This window comes from uncultured Roseibium sp. (genome assembly GCF_947499295.1).
GTDB lineage: Bacteria > Pseudomonadota > Alphaproteobacteria > Rhizobiales > Stappiaceae > Roseibium.
Genome location: NZ_CANMNP010000004.1, coordinates 95953 through 115286, shown reverse-complemented (window position 1 = coordinate 115286; position 19334 = coordinate 95953). Strand labels below are relative to the sequence as shown.

Here is a 19334-nt window from a genome sequence, read left to right as displayed (position 1 = left end):
CGCGTATTGGCCGACGAGTTTGGGAAGATCAGACATGAAGCATGAGGGCGCACCGCAAGGGTCGGTTGTCCCATCCAAAGATGAAGCCGGTTCTTCCGGCCAGAGCGATCTTGTCGGTCGCTATCTGTTCGGCGGCCTTTCGGGCAAGCTGTTGATGATGACGGTTCTCTTCGTCATGCTCGCCGAGGTGTTCATCTATGTGCCGTCAATAGCAAACTTCCGCAACACCTGGCTGATGGACCGGCTGACCACGGCTGGCGTTGCGGCCTCCGTTCTGGCTGAAACCAATACAATCGCACCGCGGCTTCAGGAAGAGCTTCTGCGAACGACAGGCGCTGTTGCGATCTCGCTCGACCAGGGCACACGCCGCAGCCTGATTGCCATGAGCGACGTACCCGGTGACGTCGATGTCGTCATCGATATGGCCAACGTGACCCCGTGGGCCTCCATTGTCGGCAGTTTCGAGGTGTTGTTCTATCGCGGCGATGGTGTCATGCGGGTCATTGGTGCCGGGCAAATGGGGCATACCGAGCGTGTCGACGTCGTGCTGCCGATTGCGCTTCTTCAACAGGACATGCTGGCCTTTTCAGGACGCATTCTGGCGCTGTCTCTGGTTATCTCCGTCATTACGGCCAGCCTTGTTTACATCACGCTGCGCGCACTCTTCATCAGACCGCTGCGCCGGCTGACACAGTCCATGGAACGGTTTGCCGAAAGCCCTGAAGACAGCTCGCGCATCATGCGTATTTCAGGCCGTCGCGACGAACTTGGTGACGCGGAAATCCGCCTTGCCGCCATGGAAGAAGCCCTTTCAAGAGCGTTGCACCAAAAACAGCGTCTTGCCGATCTTGGTCTCGCGGTTTCCAAAATCAATCACGATCTGAGAAACCTGCTGGCGTCAGCGCAATTGTTCCTGGAGCGCCTGGAACATGTACCCGACCCGACCGTAAGCCGGCTTGCGCCCAAGATCCTGGCAACGCTTGATCGTGCTGTCGGTTACACCCAGGCAGTCATGTCCTACGGCAAGGCCCAGGAAAGGGCTCCGCAACGCAGGCTCCTGGCATTGCAGCGGGTAGGGGATGATGTTGCCGACGTCCTCGGTCTGGTGGATCACGAGAACGTGGCCTTTGAAAACAAGGTGCCGGTCGAAATCGAGATCGACGCGGATCCGGAGCAGATATTCCGTGTTCTGCTCAACCTTGTCCGCAATGCAGTACAGGCCCTTGAAACCGAAAGAGACGAAACGCTGGTGCGGCGGATCACGCTGGAAGCCGAGCGAAGGGGAACCTGCGTTCATGTGACTGTATCCGACACTGGTCCCGGTATCCCGAACAACATCAAATCAGCGCTCTTCAAGGCATTTCATTCCGGTTCCAAGCAGGGAGGTATCGGGCTTGGTCTGGCAATTGTCGCTGAGCTTCTGAAAGCCCATGGTGGCAAGATCAAACTCGATGAAACAAGGCCCGGCACTTGTTTCTATCTTGAAGTGCCTGATCGCTCTATCTGAGAGGCAGGCTGTGCACAATCCTTGGCTTTGAGCAGTGGATCGAAGGAAATCAAGGGCTTTGCTGAATATGTGACAATTCCTTGAAAAAAAGTTCAAAAAGGTCCTTGCATTCCCCGTCTGTCCGCAGTAGGTAAGCGCCCTGTCCGGAGCACACAAAGCGGCCCCGAACACCGCAAGACGATCATCTGAAAATGCCAGTCTGGCCGATGATACGATCTTCGCCCTATACGCACCGGTAGCTCAGCTGGATAGAGCACCAGACTACGAATCTGGGGGTCGGGGGTTCGAATCCTCCCCGGTGCGCCAATCATCTCCCTAAGTTCCCCAAAAAAAGACGCTAAGCTGCCGTTGATAAAGGTAGCTGCTTAGGTGGCGAAATTTGTTTCCGGCACTCGAAATGGAGTTGTGAGAGATACGGTGCTGACTCCCGTCCGATTTGCGTTCCCGTATCAGACATCGAAAGCATTTTTGGGAGGTCCTCCAACCGGCCGCTCCCTTCATGCAGCGCGAAGGCCCAAATTGAACACAGGGCGCGCGTTGGGCGCTGATGGATTGCCGGCCGTGAGAGGCACTTCTTTCGTTGCGCCTGCTCTCCATTGCCAATATCTCCGATTAACCTGGTATTTTGAGCAGCAAGCGAGAACAACCTGTCGTTTGTTTCTGGAATAAGTCCTAAACCGGCAATTGGTGTTTTACATTTCATGTTAAATGGCGCAGGATGCGTATGTGACGTGACCGTTCGGGTGCACAGCCCGATTGACAACTAGAAGACCCGCCATGTCGGCGGCCAAATTGTCTGTACGTTCCCTTTACGCAAACACTCTCTGAATACGAACCCCGCGCGGCGCCTGGACCGAGCGCGATGGGATCGGTGTCAATCAGACAGAAGCCTGCACCTTAATCGAATTCTCTCTTTGCGTGGTCATTCGCCTGGCGTGAAGGCAGTGGTCTTCGCGCGCTTTGACCGGCACGCGCCATATTTTCACCCGAGGAACCTAAATGACTGTCATTCCATTTGAAAAATCCAACAAGACCAAATCTGTATTACACCTGTCATTTACAAAGAAAACCCCGGTTTCACGCTCTGAATCGAAACCGGAGCCAGCACATGCTGTGCGCGCGGCAGCAATCGTCTACTGCGAGGGCAACTTTGGTCAAACGGACGGCAAAACAGCCAACGGCCTCGTGCGCCATTCCGAGAAGTTTGAGATTCTCTCGATAATCGATAGCACTCAATCGGGCAGGGACGCCGGGGAACTGCTGGACGGAAAGCGGATCGAAATTCCGGTTCTTTCAAATCTCGAAGAAGCTCTTGCTGGAGCCAGCCGCAAGCCAAACTATTTTATTTTCGGCGTGGCGCCGGCGACGGGAATGTTGTCCCCAACGGAACGCAGTGTGGTTTTGAAAGCCCTGGAATATGGCATGCACGTGGTCAATGGCCTGCATGAGTTCCTCAGTGATGATCCAGTGTTCGTCGCTGCAGCCACCAAACACAACGCAAAGATCATCGATGTCAGAAAACCTCGCTCGAAGAAGGACCTGAGATTGTTCAGCGATACGGTCCGGAGAGTGGAATGTCCCAGAATAGCAGTCCTGGGCACAGACTGTGCGATTGGCAAGCGAACGACCGCGAGCATCCTGACCAGGGAGCTGGTCAAGCGGGGGATACGCGCCGTTATGGTCTCCACCGGTCAAACCGGCTTGATGCAAGGCGGCCGCTATGGCGTCGTTTTAGATGCAGTTCCTTCCCAGTTTTGTTGCGGCGAATTGGAAGCGACGATTTGGGAAGCCTTCGAAGCAGAAAAGCCAGACGTGATCATTATCGAAGGACAAGGAGCATTAAGCCATCCAGCCTTTTGCACGTCGGCCTTTATCTTGAGGGGCAGTGCACCAGACGGGGTCATCCTGCAGCATGCTCCGAAGCGCAAACATCGCTGCGATTTCGAGGGGATGGCGATGCCTGAACCACGTTCGGAGATCGATCTGATTGAAGCCTTCGCAGACACGAAGGTAATTGGCGTGACGATCAATCACGAAAACATGGCGGATGCTGAAATCAGCGCAGCCATTTGCAGCTATGAAAGTGCACTCGGAATTCCCGTGACGGATGCATTGGCCCGTCCTGAAGAGCTGCTTGTGAACATGGTCTTCTCTTCTTTTCCCGAACTTGAAGCCAAGCAAGATGCTTGTGTCGGATGACGGCACCCCGCCTGGAGGTCGATCTTGAGAAAATCTTTCAAAACACGTCCGTTCTGGTGACCAGTTTACGGGCTCGAAACATTTCCGTCACCGGCGTTACCAAGGCATTCATGGGCGAGCCCCGGCTCGCCAGAGCATTGCTGGCGGCGGGTGTGATAGGGATAGGCGACTCCCGCATCGAAAACATAGAGGCGATGCGTGCGGCGGGGATAACCGCACCCATGACCCTTATCCGTTCGCCCATGCAGAGTCAGGTCGATCGGGTCGTTGAGCATGCCGATATCAGCTTCAACACTGAACTCGATGTTCTCAATGCCCTGTCTATCGCCGCCCGCAAGACGAGGAAAAGGCATGGAGTGGTCCTCATGGTCGAAATGGGAGATCTCCGCGAAGGCATTATGCCGGAAGACCTTGAACAGTTTGTGAGAGCAGCCCGGCACATCCCAAATATCGACTTGATAGGTATCGGCGCCAATCTTGCCTGTCAAAATGGCGTATCTCCCGATTCTGAAAAAATGTCTGAACTGTCCCATCTCGCGGAATTTCTGGAGACGACTTTCGGTTTTGTTTTGGAAATCGTGACCGGCGGGAATTCCAGTAATATTCAGGGGTCCCTATCGGGTGGGGAAAAAGACCGCATCAACAACCTGCGGCTTGGTGAAGCGATCCTGTTGGGACTGGATCCCTTCAGCCGGCAGCCGATTGAAGGCCTTTTTACAAATGCTATTTCCTTGGTCGCGGAAGTGATTGAGGCAAAAGCTAAGCCATTGGCCCCTTGGGGCAATATCGGTCAGTCTGCGTTCGGAAAGTCACCGGTGTCCGAACGCGAAGGCAATGCTTTTCAGACGATTTTGGCCCTGGGTCGTCAAGACATAGACCCTGATGGGTTGACCGGCACACCAGAGATCAAGGTTCTGGGTGCAAGCAGCGACCATTTGATAGTGGAGACTGGGAGCCGTCGATTGGCGGTGGGGTCCGAAATAACATTTAAGCTCAATTACAGTGCCTTGCTGCGGGCGGTCACCTCACCCTTCATTACCAAGACCTATAGCTTGCCGAAAAACCGAAGAATACCTGAAAATTCAGAAGTTTGCACACATCGGACCGCGGAGGAACTACACAAATGGCCTTGAGATTTCCCAATCAAAGCAGAAGCTATGATGCTGGCAAAAGGTCCATCCGGTTCATCGGTCATGACGGGGTGTTTGAAGTCTCGGTTTTCGTAGAAGTTTCAATTCTTCAGGCGATTGCAAAGGAAGAGATGTCCAGCGAGGACCAATATCTTGAGCACTTCGATAGCAAGCGTTCCTTGATGGAAAGGTCTGCCAGTAAGTCTTACTCCCGCAGACGCAGAGCAACAATTGTGCTCACGGCAGCTGAAGTCAATTAGGAATCCGGCCTCGCACAGCAAGGTCCGGCAGTTCACTTGACGCACGAGTTGGGCGTTAGGTCGTTCGCAAAACTTAGCTATTTCAGTGGGGAAGAGCCAAACCCATAGGACAGTGTCGACAAATTCGGCTTACTCAACAGGAGAATACAATGGCCAAAGGCCAGAAACGCGGAAATCGTGAAGCAAGGAAACCCAAGATGGCGAAGAAGGCGAAGGAAACCGCGCAGCCAACAACAACCGGTCTGACCAAAGGTGTTGCTGAATCTTTGGCAAGAAGCAAAAAGAAATAGATCCGTCCCGGGTCGCGAGCAGGAGTTCGCCCGATTGCAGGGGGGGCAGGCAGCGCGTTCAGAGCTTAGGCGATGGCCACATTAAATCGCATCAAAATCCGTGCAGGCGTGAGTTTCACACCGGCGATGTAGTTGAGCGGGTTCTTCTCATACCGTGCCGCTATCGATCATCTGGTTATCGTCGTCATAAGTCTTTGAAACAGCTATCAATAATCTGTCCCTAACGCCGGAAGGACGCAATCTGACGAACCGCGTTCAGTCGGTCGACTCACCGGTCGCAGTTCTTGCCGCAACGTCCCACAAGCCGATGCGAAAACAAAACTGACCGCCGCGAACGTGATCCAGCTGGCCCCGTAATAGAGAGCGGCAAATACGAGCCCGAGCCCGAGCCCGATTGCGGAGGCCATTCGATCTATCCAGGTTTTCAGAGGCCTACGCCTGCTGTCGTCGAAAAACTGACCAAGGAAAATGGTCAGAAGGACGATAATTGCCAGACCGGTGGACACCAAACATCGGGGAAGCGGATGGAGGCGGCTTCCATGCTTAGCCAGAAGGTCTGCCCAGGCATTTCCTTGACCAATTGCAATCCGTCATAGAAGGCAAAAAAATCCGCCGACACCGGCCACTGCGGCCAAAACATTGCCGCCTTCGTAACCCCGGAACTGCAGGTCGGGTGCTACCTCATTTATCTTGGATTTAAGTCGTGTGAACATTTCGCCAAAGTGGCAAATTACAATACAGGAGTTATCCCATGTTTCGGGGAGGGACAGGCGGCGCTCCAGAACACCAGGATCAACAGCTGAGTATGCACTTACAATCAAATCTGACCACTCAAGTGGGCAGATCAGGGCGGCTAGATTGCGAAGGTTGCTGCGTTGTTTGCCAGCGTGACCGATGCTTCCCTGCAGCTGCGCGTGAAATCGGCGCGCAGGAAGGTCATTGAAGCCTTGGTCGCCATGATCATGACCGGTATCCTGAAGTCGAGTAAAGCCAGTGCCACTGCATCGGGTGCTACAGGGGCAGCAGCGCGGCTCGTTTCACTTTGAAAAGACCTCACAGTGTTCGCAGAAATCGACCGTCTGCGCAAAAGACCTTGATGCCGCTGCGCAAGCCAGGGGTAAAGGACTAGGATTTGAGACAGACAAATCAGCGCAGGCCGGTCAGTGACGCCACGAGCTGCCGTCGCGCTTAGTTGGGCCCAAGGGCGCTGACATTGGACCGTCTCAATCTCAAATAGCCTCTTTTCATGTAATCCGAGGACAAAAGCAGTGTGCCTGAGAGGATCCCGGTGAGGTGCGCACCGATATGGGGTGGCCATTCGAGACTGCTTGATAAGACTGAGCCAAACAGAGCCTCATATCCACTCTTTGCGAACAGGAGGCCGAAGCCAATAAGCCAAATCCGGCTGCGTGTTTCACGCCACATCGCACTCATTGTGACCACATATAGCGAATTCAGGATTGCTGATAAGCCGCAATAGAACTGTGTCTTAAGATCACCAAGAAACAAGACGGAAGAAATCAAAGTTCCTGAAAGAACGAAGCATCCCAATATGAGCCTGCGCGCACCACCATGCGGGGAGGTTTCATAGAGAAACCCAAGCGCGACCAAGGCTCCGACATTCATGAGCAAATGCTGGTGGTCCAGGTGCGCGAAATGGCCAGTCACCAGCCGCCAGAACTCTCCGTTTTCAATCAGCTCCCGGTCATAAATGAGGGCCTCGGGTTTTCCGCCTAAGACGGCGAAGAAAGCTAGGCTCATCGCAGCCAGGGCGAACGAGACCCATGGCAGCTTTGAGCCGCCATGGGACAGAGAAGAAAGGAGACGGGTCATCATGCATTCCGGCGGCGCATTTTGAGGCCGATGGTCAACGCAGACAGTGCCAACAGCAGACCCAGGATGCCCAGTGATCCTGAGCCGCCGCCGCCACCCGAGTGGCTGGGTTGGTTTCCCTTGAACATTGGTTTCTGCGTGTCGACACGGGTCGATTGTACTGGCTGTGACTTGCGTTCCTGCTGGGCAGCCTGCTCGGTGGCAAGGCGTTTTTTGTTGGTCTGGTCAATCGCTAGTTCTTCAAACCGCGCTTCTTCAACGATCAACATCGAGGTATAGGGAGACAGAATCCCGAATTCCTTTGACGTGTCGACAATGGACGTTTTCAGGTCCGCGTCCGGGCCAAGAAGAGCGAGGGTCTGCATGTCGTGTTCGATCTGTGCATAGCCCCATAGACGTTCGATTTCGGGGTTGCGTTTGGCTGTTTCGGGAAAGGTGAAGCTGGTTTCGTAGCTGACAGGAGACCCTGAAATTTCGCCAGTGAGCTTGAACGAAGCCTCGCCGTTTCCCCAATAGTGACCAAACAGAACCAGCTGCTCACCGCGATAGAGTGACGGATTGTTGCGCCGCCTGATATCGTTGATGCGCAGCGACCCGTCCTTCTGTGTCAAATCCAGTTTCAGGCCATGGAGCGCTTCGTGCGTAACCTTTGATGTTGCCTGCAGGAGGGTGCCGACAATGTCGTCAGAATTTGAAACTCTGACAGCAAAGCCGCCGGAAGCATCCGTCATCGGCTGAAGCATGGGTTCATTGGCGCTGTTGCCCATGATCGCGGTGAACAGGCGGACATCCTTTTGCTGCGCCAGTTCCAGGAATTTTCGGGTCTCCGTGGTGCCCACATTTGCAACGCCATCAGTGACCAGAACAATGGCGCCCGTGCGATCAGAATCCAGGGCATCGAGGCCTCGCTTCAGTCCGGCATAAAGGTTGGTGCCGCCGCCAGCTTGAACGCCGTGGATACTATTCAGCGCACGAGTGACCTGGTCGGGGGATGCCGGAGTGAAGCCGTTTGTTAGCTCGGTTGTTTCGTTGTTGAAAAAGATGATCCGGAAACGGTCTTCTGGCTTGAGCTTTCCGAGCGCCTTCGCGACGCCTTCGCTTAACGTCGCGATCTTGCCTCCCATGGACCCGGACTGGTCCAGAACAAAGATCCAGTCACGTCCTTCGGTGATAGGCTTGAGATCCATGCCCGGCGTTAAAGTCAGCATGAACGTTCCGCGACCGGATGGATCTGCCTTGTAGGGCACCAGATCGACGCGCGCCGGTTGATTTTGCGCTTGCCGCCAATAGACGACAATGTCCTGATCCAGTGTCACGGGGATGTGGCTTGCCGTTGCTTCGCCCTCGTTGATGCCGGTCTCATCGATGGAGTGGGGGCTTTGCAAATTCAAGTCGGCGTCCTTCGCCAGACCGTCTGCCAGGTCCGTATTGTTCATGTGAATGCGCCAGCTTCCATCCTGTTCCTGTGTGATTTGAGCTCCCGGGTGCTTCGGCAGGCGAACGGCTTCAACCGGATAATCTGTCCGCAGATGCAAATCAAAGCTGAACGTCCCCGTCACAGTTTGCTCTGCTGTCCAGAAAGCCAGCTTTTCTTCGTCAACGCCGCCTTCCTCGAGTGGATAGAGGTATCGCCCAATGCCCGTATCGAGTTTTGCGGGTTGGATATAAGAGAAGCGAATATCAACTTCGTCGTTGCCGCGCACTGGCCAGACACTGATGTCGAAGGTCTTGTAGTCATCCTGTTCTGCAAGACCGGTGTTCCGGTCTGCTTGTTTCTCACCTTCGTAGATTTGGCGGGCCTTTTCCTTCTCGACGACCTCGGCTGTTACCGGCTTTCCGTCAATCCAGTAGGTGAACTCCGAAACAGCAGCCTTGTGCGGGACTGGAAATGAATAAGTCGCTTCCATGTCGGTTGTGTGCGGATTGCTGAACGTTTGATTGATCGTGGTCATCACGTAACCGTCTTCCACCAAAACGCTCACCTTGTGATCGAGAAGATCCAGCGATTGCGATTGATCTGACGGTGTGAGCAAGCCAACAGCATTGGCCGGTGATACAGCGGAAACGCTCAAGCAGAGCCCTGCGGCAAATGCCGTCGCGGCACACCAGTCTCTTGAGATCTGAACCATGATGAATACTCCCATTCGTGAAGATGTGAAGTGCGAAGACTGATAATTAATCAGTGCTCATTTAAATAAATTGATCGCCGCTCAATTTCAAGCTAAAATGTGAACATTGTTCATTTTTTGATGAATCTTGGAGACATGCATGGCCCGACGGTCCGATCACACACGCGAAGAATTGTGGTGGCTTGCCATCGACGCATCAAGAAAGATCGTTGAAAAAGAGGGCCTTAGAGGTTTGCGTGCCCGGCAGATTGCGCGTGACATTGGGTATACGATTGGGACTTTGTACAATTTGTTCGAGGATCTCGACGACCTCACCATGCACATGAATGGGGAGACTTTGGATCAACTCATGGAGGCATGTTCAAAGGTCGAACTCACGCAGAACCCGACTATGGACCTGGAACGGCTCGTGCATTGCTATCTGAGTTTCACACACGAAAACCCAAAGCTTTGGAACGCGGTTTTTGAGCATAAATTGCCCGAGGACCGGCCGGTGCCCGAATGGTTTTCAGAGAAGGTCTCTAAGCTGCTCGCCATCATCGAGAGCGCACTCGCGCCCATCTTGTCGGATAGAAGCGAAACCGAAATTCATCAACACGCGCGTGTTTTGTGGATGAGCCTTTTTGGCATGACTGTCCTGGAAGGATCCGGTCGACTTCAAGACGGCGAAACTTCGTTCATGCTGGCAAAGACATTGATCAAGACCTATGTGGACGGCCTGAAAAACGGACAGGATAGTAGTGTCGGCAATGGGCTTTGAACGATGACGACGCAGACAGACCGAACGTCAAAACAGGGCCGAAACTGGCACGTCCTGTGAATTTAACAAATGACCGGCAAGTGCTTTTGTTTAGTCAGAATGTTGTTCGTGTCTAGAAAATAACCGGACAAAGGCTGAGTGGTGGACACTGATAGAGATGCGGACAAAGCGGTCATTCACTATTGATTGGCCAAGGTCCGCAATTCTCTCCAAATAGCAATCAGGCTTTGCTCGAAGCAGACGACCTGGAGGCCGCCTCTATCAAGACACTATGATCCGCTCATTGCCATCTTGATCGTCACTTCACCGGACGGCTCATGCACGTATCGGGCGGTTTCGGCAAATCCGTAACGATCATAGAAAGCTCTGCCTACGGCGTTTTGCTCGAAGACCTCGACGCTCAACGGGCCAAACAGGTCGACGGCATGGTCCGTCATCGCTTTACCTAAGCCCCTGCCATGCAAATCCGGATCAAGGAACAAGCCGCCAATCTCGATTCCGACCATCGCGATGAACCCGGCGGGTGTCGCATCCTGTTCCATCACCCAGGTTTTTGCATTCGGCAAGTAGATGTTGCGCATGTCTTGCTTCACCTGACTGACAAAGTCGTCAGGCAGAAACGGATGCGCATAAGCGTTGGCCTTCTGCCATATGGCGATCAAGGTGTCGGTATCTTCGGGTCGATATTGTCTGATCATCGAATTTCGAACTTTCATGCCTATACACCGACATCAGATCAGTGCTTGTTGTGTTTCTTTCAAGAAGTCAGACGAATTGGGCTGGGTGGCGGCTGCAATTCGTTTTGTATTTTGCTGGCCTTTAAGCCGTCTGGGCTACTGGGCAAAAAAATCTCCGAAACAATTGCTTTCTCAAACGGTCTCAGGCAGGCAGCTGAAGTTCTGCCTATCCCCACGCATCTCTTGTGTTCAGATACCGTGACAGATTTTCCAGAGTCGGCGTCCAGCCGTCTTCGTGGAAAATCTGGCTGGCGTCGTCCATCAGCCCCTCATGTTCAAGCACCAGCAAGGTCTTGTTGCCTTTGGCAGCAAGTGTGAGCGTCACGCAACTCGTCTCATCCCTACCTTCCCACGCCCAGGAAAAGACCAAAACACTCGCTGGTTCAATTCGCTGGTACGTGCCATAGGCGGTCAGGAAATTCCCCATCTCCGGGGGAGGTCTCAAAGGTGCATTGCTGGCATCCATGACGATGCGAAACGCGCCACCGATTTCCAGATCGGCTTCCACCTCAACAGCGTTCATACCCAACGGGCAAAACCATTGCTTCATGAGGTCGGGCTGCGTCCAGGCATCCCAAACTTCCTTTGGTGAAGCGTTGAGGATGCGTGTTTGCAAGACGCTGTGATCGGTGATCATTCGCCTGTCTTCTTTCTATGATTCTTGGCTTGGCTCTGGTCAAGAAACACTTCCAGACGGTCCAAATTGTCCGACCAGAATTGCTGATAAAAAGACAGCCAATCAAAAGCGGCGCGCAAGGGTTCAACCTGCAAGCTGCAAATGTGTTTGCGGCCGTCAAGTTCCTTGGCGACCAATCCCGCTGCCTGGAGAACAGACAGGTGCTTTGAGAATCCTGCTGGGGAAAGAGCGAACGGTGCAGCCAAATCGCCCACCGTAGACGGACCTTCGGCCAGTTTGGCCAACGTTGCCATCCGCACCGGATCGCTGAGGGCCGAAAAGGTACGCACCAGCTCTGGGGTAATCTCTTGCATATTGGATCTCACGGGCTACTGGAATTGAGTGGATTGCCGAAGGACTAAGCAGCCTCGCCTTCAGGGAATTGCTTGGAGTCCGTGTAAAGCTCCTGCCGCGCGATCTTGTCACCCCTGAAAGTGAAGATGTCGCACATGTCCAATTCTTTCTCTCCGTCCGGCATTTTGGCGACAAGCGTAAAGATATGAACGACATTGTCGCCTTGGGCTATGTGACGGGAATTCTTCACATGGCCGCAAAATCCAACCAGATGGGAGACATATGCATCCGGCTCATCAAAACTCATCATTGGAGCAGTGAAGGTGAAGTCGTCTGTTAGAAGTGGACGGATCATCTTGGCGTCCTGTGCTGTTGCACCTGCGTAAAACTGATCGAGGGTCGTTTTTTGGGTTGGGGTCATGGTAGTGGCTTTCTCTTTGATTCGCTAATTAGCTTATATTTCGCTACTTAGAAAAATAATCAACTCTATTTTTTGGCAATCAGTCTTCGTCAAAAGTGTATTCGATGAATAGTCCGCAAAATCCTGGCAATTTGAACGCCAAACGTAATGACGGGTTGTAGCGTCCTGCGTCGATCGACCGGAAACCTCCTGAATTTCAAAAAGGTTATAAGGGGGTGTCAGCAGCTTTTGAGCCATCAAGGATCAATGACTAAGCTGCATCCGAATGACGAAGCTATGTGTCGCTTCAAATCGAACGACAGATCTATACGAATAAGCCGAACATCTGCTGCGTCACAGGCACCGCTTCTGCGTGGCGTGCAAGGTTGGTGGCTAAATTGCGAAGATCGCGGCGTAGCTTGCCAGCATGACCGATGCTTCCCTTCGGGTGAGCGTGAAATCGGTGCGCAGGAAGATCAGCGACGCCATTGTCGCCATGATCATGACCGGTATCCAGAATTCGAGAAAGCTCTGCGCCACCGCAACGGGTGCAACAAAGGCAGCGCCTCCGATCACGAGACTTCCGTTGAAGACATTGCTGCCCAGAATTCCGCCGAGAATAACGCCGGACTTCTGCCTCAGTGCTGCGGCAACACAGGCAGCCATTTCGGGCAAGGATGTTCCGATCGCCACAACAGTCAGTCCGATCACGGCATCTGACGCACCGAGCATGCCGGCGATTTCGACGGCGGACTCAATGAAGACATGTGCCCCGACAGGCAGTGCAACCAGTGCAAGGCCGCACTTGGCAAGGCAAGGAAACAGACCATTTTCGCCCGTGTCCGGAACATCATCCCGGACTTCAAGGCTGCGCCAGCGAAGCGTCAGGTAGGTCAGCATTGCCATGACCAGCAGCAGCACATCCATCCTGGAGACAGACCCGTCATACGCGGTTGTCCAAAAAAGAAGCGCTCCAACGAGCATCGCACTGCCATCGATCCGAAGCACATCCCGGTCGATCGCAAGAGGTGCGATCAGTCCGGCAAGGGCCAAAACGAGCAATAGATTGGCAATATTGCTGCCAACTATGTTGCCGACCGCGATATCGGGTTTATTGGCCATCATTGCGTCGGCAGCGACGAAGAGTTCGGGAGCCGACGTACCAAAGCCCATGACGACAAATGCCACGACAACCGGAGAGACGCGCAGCCGATTGGCCAGGCCTGCAATCCCGTCCACAAGCCAGTCACCTCCATAAAAAAGCAAGGCGCAGCCAGCGGCAAGGAACAGCGATTCCATCAGCATCAGTCAGGTGCTCCGAATTCCAGGCTATCGGGTAAATAGTTGAAGAGTTCCAGTCGGGGAGGCTTGCCATTTCCCAATCGCAAGGCATTCAGGCTGGCCGGAGCGACCGGTATCACGCAAGCAGGAGCAAGACCGAGGTAGCGCTGCAAGATCGCGCGGATCACACCACCATGGCAAACGACAAGCAGGTTCTGGCAGGGATTTAAGCGCTCATCTTCGATGACAGAGCAAATGCGGTCTGCGAAGACGTCCCACTCTTCGCCTCCAGGCGGTGCGAACGTGCCCGCCCGCCATCCAAGATAGGCAGCATCGTCTTCGGCCCGAATGTCATCGATCGGGCGTCCAGTCCAGTCCCCGACATCAATTTCCCGCAGGCCTTCCGTGAAACGAGGATTTTCCGCCCCTATTCGCTGAGCCGTTTCGCTTACACGCCTGAGATCCGAGGACACCGCCCGGCAGTGGCCGATGCCTGTGATCACACTCCGCAGAGCGTCGGCTTGCGATTTTCCGAGCTCGGACAACCCGATATCGGCCTGTCCCTGAAGACGCCTGGAGGCGTTCCATTCTGATTGTCCGTGTCGAACGAGCAGCAGTCGCATCACCCTAGCCTCTCGCCAGTGCGGCTAAACCAGCAATCCGGTTCAGGCGGCAGTGAAAACTGGACAGTTTCGCCAATTCGCATAGGCGGCACGCTGTCAACAATGGCGGTCAGGCGCAGGCCGTCACGCAATCCCGTGACCATGGTGCGCCCGGCAATGGCGCTGGTTTCGACCAGTTCCATCGGCAAGGTCATCGCGCTTTCCGTCGCGCTCAGGGACATTTTTTCGGCGCGATACATAGCCAGGCAATCGTCCGCGGGCGGTGCCAACTGCATGGTCCGCCCACCGACCTTGTAGCCACTGCCATTCCTGACCACGGGGATCATGTTGTTGGGAGGTGTGCCAACAAAAGTCGCGACAAACGCAGTTTCTGGGGCGTTTATCAAATCGGCTGGTGTCCCGAACTGTTGCACCGTGCCGTGGTTCATGACCGCCACATGGGTGGCCATCGTCATGGCTTCAATCTGATCATGGGTGACATAGACCGTCGTCGCGCCGGTTGCGCGATGCAGACGCATCAGTTCCGTGCGCATTTCGACTCGAAGCTTGGCATCGAGATTTGAAAGTGGTTCGTCAAACAACAGAACAGACGGTTTGGGAGCAATCGTGCGCGCAATGGCAACCCGCTGTTGCTGGCCGCCTGAAATCTCGTTTGGATACCTGTCTGCCAGTTGACTGATCTCAAGCAGGTTCAGAACTTCGTTGATCCGGGCCGCGCGCTCTGCCTTCGGCATCTTCATGACTTTCAGCGGCCACTCAACATTGCCGCGCACGGACATGTGCGGCCAGAGTGCGTATGACTGGAAAACCAGTCCCGAATTGCGTTTCGCCGGATCGACGGCCCAGCTCCGGTCTCCGTCCGACACGGTCTGGCCGTCAAACACAATTTGCCCCTCGGATGGCAATTCCAGGCCCGCGAGCATGCGAAGCAAAGTTGTTTTGCCGCAACCAGATGGTCCCAGCAAAACGAGGAAAGCGCCATCGGGCACATTGAGCGATACATTTTTAACAGCCTCGAATGCACCGAAGCGTTTGCACAGGTTGCAAATTTCCAGCATGGATTACCTTCAGTTTTTCAGCCAGGGCTGCGATTTGGCCTGTAGCCAGTTTGCTATCAACGTGGCTGCTATAGAGATGAACAGGATGACGACCGTGATCGCGTTGGCAAATTGTCCGAAGCCCTCAGACGCGTAGCGATATGCCAGAACGGACAGCACCGGCATCGTTGGCGTGAAGAGAAGAACGACCAGCGACAGGTCACGGATAATTTTCACGAAGATCAAAATGCCACCTGCCGTCAGGCCGCGTATCGCGAGCGGTACCGTGATGGCGGACAACCTGCGGGCAAAGCTTGCGCCGGTAATGCGTGCGCTTTCTTCCAGTTCGCCGCCAACCTGCTGGATGACGGCGCGCCCTGTCTGCACCGAAAATGGCAGCAGATACGCAGTCGCTGCGATCACGAGCAGTGCGAAAGTTCCATAGAGCGCCGGAAACGGCCCGATGGGAGCACCCAGATAGGCGATATATGCAGCACCAAATGCGATCCCGGGCACGAGCAATGGAAGAAAGCTGACCTGTGTGATGACAGCCGACATCCAGCCCCTGCGAAATCGCGCCGTGGTGTAGGACGTCAAGAGCCCCACGAACATGCCCGTAAGCGCCACAGCCAGTCCAAGGCCCAGCGTGACGGTGAGCGCACGCACGATATCTTGGTTGTGAACGATGCCTGGAATGCCCTGTGCGATTGACTGACTGCTGAGACCGATCCAGTAGTGCAGCGTCCAGTTTGAAAACAGATTTGCGGACGATGGTGCAAGGCTTGAAGCGGACAAAATGACGACGGGCAGAACGGTGGAGCTGACCAGGATCACCATGGCCACAGCGCAGAGCGGCCAACGCGCGCCGCGCAGGTCGAAACGTTTTGCGCGCCCTCCCTTGCCGGTGATGGTGGCATAAGACCTTCGCCCCGACACAATCCGGTTTCCGGCCCAAAGGAAGGCACCGGAAATGAGTACAAGCAGAATCCCGATGACATAACCTCGTCCCACCTGACCGACCTCGATCATGCCGAACAGGCGGGTCGACAGGGTTTGCATCCGAACAGGCAAGCCAAGCAGCGCCGGTGTCGCAAAGTTCGAAACCGCACCGGCGAAGCAAAGCGACCCGGCGGCGACGAGGGCAGGTGTTGTGACCGGAAGAATAATGCCCATCAGGATACGGCCGCCTTTGGCTCCTGCAATCTGTGCGGCTTCCACAAGGTCAGAGTTCACGGTGGCCAGTGCCGCGGCGATGATCGTGAAGGCAAGGCTGAAATAGTGCAGCGTCAACACGATCAGCGTCGGCGTGATGCCCCATGCCAACCAGTCCGGAATATCGAAGCCCAAACCCTGGAGCCAGCCAACCTGACCTCCGACGCGGTCATTGCGGAAGAGCGCTCCCCAGGCGAGAGCCGCCGCGAAGGACGGGATCATGAAAGGCAGCGTGGCCATGACGCCGATCGTCTTGCGGAACGGTACATTGGTCATGACAACAAGCCAGGCAAGAAAACCGCCGAGAAGGACACAGCCCGTCGCCACCACCACGCCGACCAAGAGCGTGTTGCCGAGTGGTTTGTAGAATAGGTTGGTCGACAGGCGTCCCGTCAGCACGTCCGACCACGCTTTCACGGTGTCAGGCTGCAGCGTGAACAGGACCGTTCTGAGAAGCGGTAAAACGATCAGCGCGATCAACAGTGCAAGCACCACTGTTTTCAGCACGGTTCCGTGCTTGAAAAGCACACGTCTTCCCTGCCTGTTCATGGTGACATCCACCATCAACGTCATCCTTGTTGCTCATTTCAGGGTAGACAGGAAGCAGGCGTATGGCCACGCCTGCTCCTAGCCGGGGAGTTTTATTGCAGCGTCAGGATCAGGTCGCCGATCTCTGATCTGATCTTGGCGGTCTCGTGCGGTGCAATTCGCCAGGCAGTAAAGTCGCTCAGCGACACGGCGTCCGGGTGCGGCGGGATATCTGTGCGTGTCACATAATCGCCGGCAACATAAAACGGCGCGAGGCCTGCGCCACCGGTTTCACTTTCGTCTCCCATCAGGAAGTCGATCACGAGCCGTGCTGCGGCGGGGTTGCTGGGTTCTGCGGCAAGGGCAAGCACTGCAGGAAAGATGATACCTGGCGCAGGCTTTACACTGTTGGCCACTTGAAGCGCCCAGCCTTCTTCTTCGTTATCCCGGCGGTCGGAGTAGCTGGTAAAACCCACTGGCGGGTTTTCCTGTCCCTTTGCGCCCACGGCCACGTTCACATCATCGGTGGAGCCGACAAGGATCACATCATTTGCAAAAAGATCGGTTATGAATTTTTCACCGGCATTGGCAGCATCTCCCAGATCGATCGCCTTTCCGAACTGTTCCTCATAAGCGGCGGCCATCGCGTCGGAACGCAAAACGATTTCTGTCATAAGATCGAGGTAGTCACCTCGTTGCAAGGGATCGACCATGACCACCCGGCCACGCCAATCGCCGGTTGTCAGTTGCCACAGGTTAGTGATCGGCGCACCGTCCGGGTTGGCTTCTTCGTTGTACATCAGCACTTTGGTTGACAAACGTTGCGCCAGTAACGGCGATTGATATTCCGGTGGAACACGATCGGCTATACGAGGCGGCACGAAGGGCGCGATGATGCCGGTCTCCAGAAGCTCTGTCAGCACGACCGGAGTATCTGAGATGTAGATCACGTCGGCGTTGGTGACACCGGCCTGCGCTTCCGCCTTGAGGCGTGCGATCTGTTCCGTTGACGATATGTCGAAACCTTGCAGGTCGATATCTGGATAGGTCTCTTCAAACGCGGCCTCCACCTTGCCTATCCGGCTGGTGAATGAATAGACCGTTACTTTGCCTTCCTCTTGCGCGAGTGGCAGCAATTCCTCAGGTCCCATTTCATTCAGATGCCCATCAGCCAAGGCGGCTGAAGACAAAAATATTCCGATCACGCCGAGGCGTGTTGCTTCGAGAACATTCATGTGTCCCTCCCTAGGGTTTTCTTTCGTTATTCAAAACGCTCGATCAACTGTCCCAGTCGATCGAGTTTTTTCAGCGACTCCTCTTTCGCTGTCAGTCCGGCCGCGATGACGATGGCGTTGCAGATTGTCATCGGCACGGTCAGGGTCTGGAAGGCATCCTGATCCCCTGATCGTGGTGCAGCCAAAAGGCGGTCGGGGCGTGGCGTCAGCAACGCGCCCGACTTGCCCGAAATCATGACGGTTTTTGCGCCCACTTCTTTCGCCGTTTCCATCAAAGCGGCATAGCCGCGAGGAGGGCGACGGAAGGCGAAGCTCAAAACGGCGTCGTCTGAACCGAGACCCAGCATTTGCTCGGCCAAACCACGCGGGTCTGTATCGAGCTGGTGGGTATCTTTGCCAAAACGGCGGAACCGTTTGACCATCATGAGCGCGAGCACTTCCGCGTTGCCGTACCCGTAGACAAAGATCCGCTGCGCGCGCATCAAGATCTGTGCGGCCTCTGCGATCTGCTCCGGCGTAATGAATTCCTCGATCCGTCCAAGCGCCTGAGTTTCTTCCCTGGCCAATTCACCCAGGATGGTGCCGGACGTGCTTTCCGCGATGGTTTTTTCAAATCTGGTTGCGGTTTCGCGGGTCGCAATGAATTCGTCGCGCAATGCGTCACGGAACGCGGCGTAGCTTTCAAACCCCAGCTTTTTGGCAAGACGCGAGGCTGTTGCTTCGTGAACCCCAGCAGCCTTGGCCAGTTCACCGGCGGTACCAAGCGCTGCGGTTGTGGGGCTGTCGATCACGTTCTCAACGAGCCTGCGTTCACTGGGGGTGAGTGTGGTTGCCTGGTCTGAAATTTTCTCAAGGAGCGACATGATCATCCTTTGTCAATCTGCAAGTAAAATTGCACGATTCTTTTGAGTTTGCAATATTTCTTGCAAATTTGTTCGTCTGTCCGTTGTCGAAGGTCTGGGCAATGTTTCCGATTGTTTGACCGTGTGGACTTTGGCGGAACCGGAAGAGTGAGACGAGTTAACCGGCTGTAGCGTTTGTGCGCATACGCATCCGGGGGCACGCCATTGGCTCAGGGAAACGAAAAATCAGAAAAGTCCCGATTGTCATCAATCGATTGCGGGTCTAGCGTGACAGCCTGGGCGAAGCGACATTTTGAGTCGCCTATAGCCCTGGATCCTTCACCACTTTGCAAGTGAGACC

General features: G+C 54.8%; 17 protein-coding genes, 1 tRNA gene and 1 pseudogene. 6 read left to right on the top strand and 13 right to left on the bottom strand.

What is annotated here, in order from left to right:
- The first annotated feature begins 34 nt into the window (after positions 1-34).
- From Q0835_RS08860 to Q0835_RS08840, 5 genes are all read left to right on the top strand, one after another.
- The gene (locus tag Q0835_RS08860) at positions 35-1507 is read left to right on the top strand and encodes a HAMP domain-containing sensor histidine kinase (RefSeq protein ID WP_298821178.1); all 1473 of its coding nucleotides are present in this window, start codon (positions 35-37) and stop codon (positions 1505-1507) included.
- A 229-nt stretch (positions 1508-1736) separates the two neighbouring features.
- Positions 1737-1813, top strand: a tRNA-Arg gene (locus tag Q0835_RS08855).
- Positions 1814-2506: 693 nt separating this feature from the next.
- Positions 2507-3706, top strand: coding sequence for a DUF1611 domain-containing protein (locus Q0835_RS08850; protein WP_298821175.1), 1200 nt, complete (start codon positions 2507-2509; stop codon positions 3704-3706).
- On the top strand, positions 3703-4839 hold the full coding sequence (locus Q0835_RS08845; protein ID WP_298960353.1) for an alanine/ornithine racemase family PLP-dependent enzyme: 1137 nt from the start codon (positions 3703-3705) through the stop codon (positions 4837-4839). The genes Q0835_RS08850 and Q0835_RS08845 overlap by 4 nt, the downstream gene beginning before the upstream one ends.
- The gene (locus Q0835_RS08840; RefSeq protein WP_298960350.1) at positions 4830-5096 is read left to right on the top strand and encodes a DUF1488 family protein; all 267 of its coding nucleotides are present in this window, start codon (positions 4830-4832) and stop codon (positions 5094-5096) included. The genes Q0835_RS08845 and Q0835_RS08840 overlap by 10 nt, the downstream gene beginning before the upstream one ends.
- Positions 5097-5545: 449 nt before the next feature.
- On the opposite strand, the pseudogene Q0835_RS08835 reads toward Q0835_RS08840, so the two are convergent.
- The 3 genes and pseudogenes from Q0835_RS08835 to Q0835_RS08825 all read right to left on the bottom strand — a co-directional run.
- Positions 5546-5638, bottom strand: a pseudogene (locus tag Q0835_RS08835) (IS5/IS1182 family transposase); the annotation flags it as partial.
- Between the two features lie 936 nt (positions 5639-6574).
- Positions 6575-7219 carry a rhombosortase gene (rrtA, locus tag Q0835_RS08830; RefSeq protein WP_298960347.1) on the bottom strand — a complete coding sequence of 215 codons (645 nt, stop codon included), beginning with the start codon at positions 7217-7219 and terminating at the stop codon, positions 6575-6577.
- Positions 7219-9348, bottom strand: coding sequence for a VIT and VWA domain-containing protein (locus tag Q0835_RS08825; protein ID WP_298960344.1), 2130 nt, complete (start codon positions 9346-9348; stop codon positions 7219-7221). Before Q0835_RS08825 ends, rrtA begins: the two co-directional genes overlap by 1 nt.
- A 139-nt stretch (positions 9349-9487) precedes the next feature.
- Between Q0835_RS08825 and Q0835_RS08820 the strand changes: the two genes are divergently transcribed.
- Positions 9488-10108, top strand: coding sequence for a TetR/AcrR family transcriptional regulator (locus Q0835_RS08820; protein ID WP_298960341.1), 621 nt, complete (start codon positions 9488-9490; stop codon positions 10106-10108).
- A gap of 269 nt (positions 10109-10377) precedes the next feature.
- Here Q0835_RS08820 and Q0835_RS08815 read toward each other — a convergent pair whose 3' ends face one another.
- The 10 genes from Q0835_RS08815 to Q0835_RS08770 form a co-directional block, all read right to left on the bottom strand.
- On the bottom strand, positions 10378-10824 hold the full coding sequence (locus Q0835_RS08815; RefSeq protein ID WP_298960338.1) for a GNAT family N-acetyltransferase: 447 nt from the start codon (positions 10822-10824) through the stop codon (positions 10378-10380).
- A 187-nt stretch (positions 10825-11011) separates the two neighbouring features.
- Complete coding sequence (locus Q0835_RS08810) at positions 11012-11482, bottom strand: SRPBCC domain-containing protein (protein WP_298821157.1); 471 nt, start codon at positions 11480-11482, stop codon at positions 11012-11014.
- A complete protein-coding gene (locus Q0835_RS08805) occupies positions 11479-11835 on the bottom strand; it encodes a metalloregulator ArsR/SmtB family transcription factor (RefSeq protein ID WP_298960334.1) in 357 nt (118 codons plus the stop codon). The genes Q0835_RS08810 and Q0835_RS08805 overlap by 4 nt, the downstream gene beginning before the upstream one ends.
- Positions 11836-11879: 44 nt before the next feature.
- Positions 11880-12236: a nuclear transport factor 2 family protein gene (locus tag Q0835_RS08800; protein WP_298960332.1), complete on the bottom strand. Its 357-nt coding sequence runs from the start codon at positions 12234-12236 to the stop codon at positions 11880-11882.
- Positions 12237-12608: 372 nt separating this feature from the next.
- A complete protein-coding gene (locus tag Q0835_RS08795) occupies positions 12609-13520 on the bottom strand; it encodes a calcium/sodium antiporter (protein WP_298960329.1) in 912 nt (303 codons plus the stop codon).
- Positions 13520-14119: a histidine phosphatase family protein gene (locus Q0835_RS08790; protein WP_298821150.1), complete on the bottom strand. Its 600-nt coding sequence runs from the start codon at positions 14117-14119 to the stop codon at positions 13520-13522. The genes Q0835_RS08795 and Q0835_RS08790 overlap by 1 nt, the downstream gene beginning before the upstream one ends.
- Positions 14119-15177: an ABC transporter ATP-binding protein gene (locus tag Q0835_RS08785; RefSeq protein ID WP_298960325.1), complete on the bottom strand. Its 1059-nt coding sequence runs from the start codon at positions 15175-15177 to the stop codon at positions 14119-14121. Before Q0835_RS08785 ends, Q0835_RS08790 begins: the two co-directional genes overlap by 1 nt.
- 9 nt (positions 15178-15186) lie before the next feature.
- On the bottom strand, positions 15187-16932 hold the full coding sequence (locus Q0835_RS08780; protein ID WP_298960742.1) for an iron ABC transporter permease: 1746 nt from the start codon (positions 16930-16932) through the stop codon (positions 15187-15189).
- A 77-nt stretch (positions 16933-17009) separates the two neighbouring features.
- Positions 17010-18131, bottom strand: a complete 1122-nt coding sequence (locus tag Q0835_RS08775; protein WP_298960322.1) for an ABC transporter substrate-binding protein — start codon at positions 18129-18131, stop codon at positions 17010-17012.
- Positions 18132-18157: 26 nt separating this feature from the next.
- The gene (locus Q0835_RS08770) at positions 18158-18994 is read right to left on the bottom strand and encodes a MurR/RpiR family transcriptional regulator (RefSeq protein WP_298960320.1); all 837 of its coding nucleotides are present in this window, start codon (positions 18992-18994) and stop codon (positions 18158-18160) included.
- Positions 18995-19334: the final 340 nt, after the last annotated feature.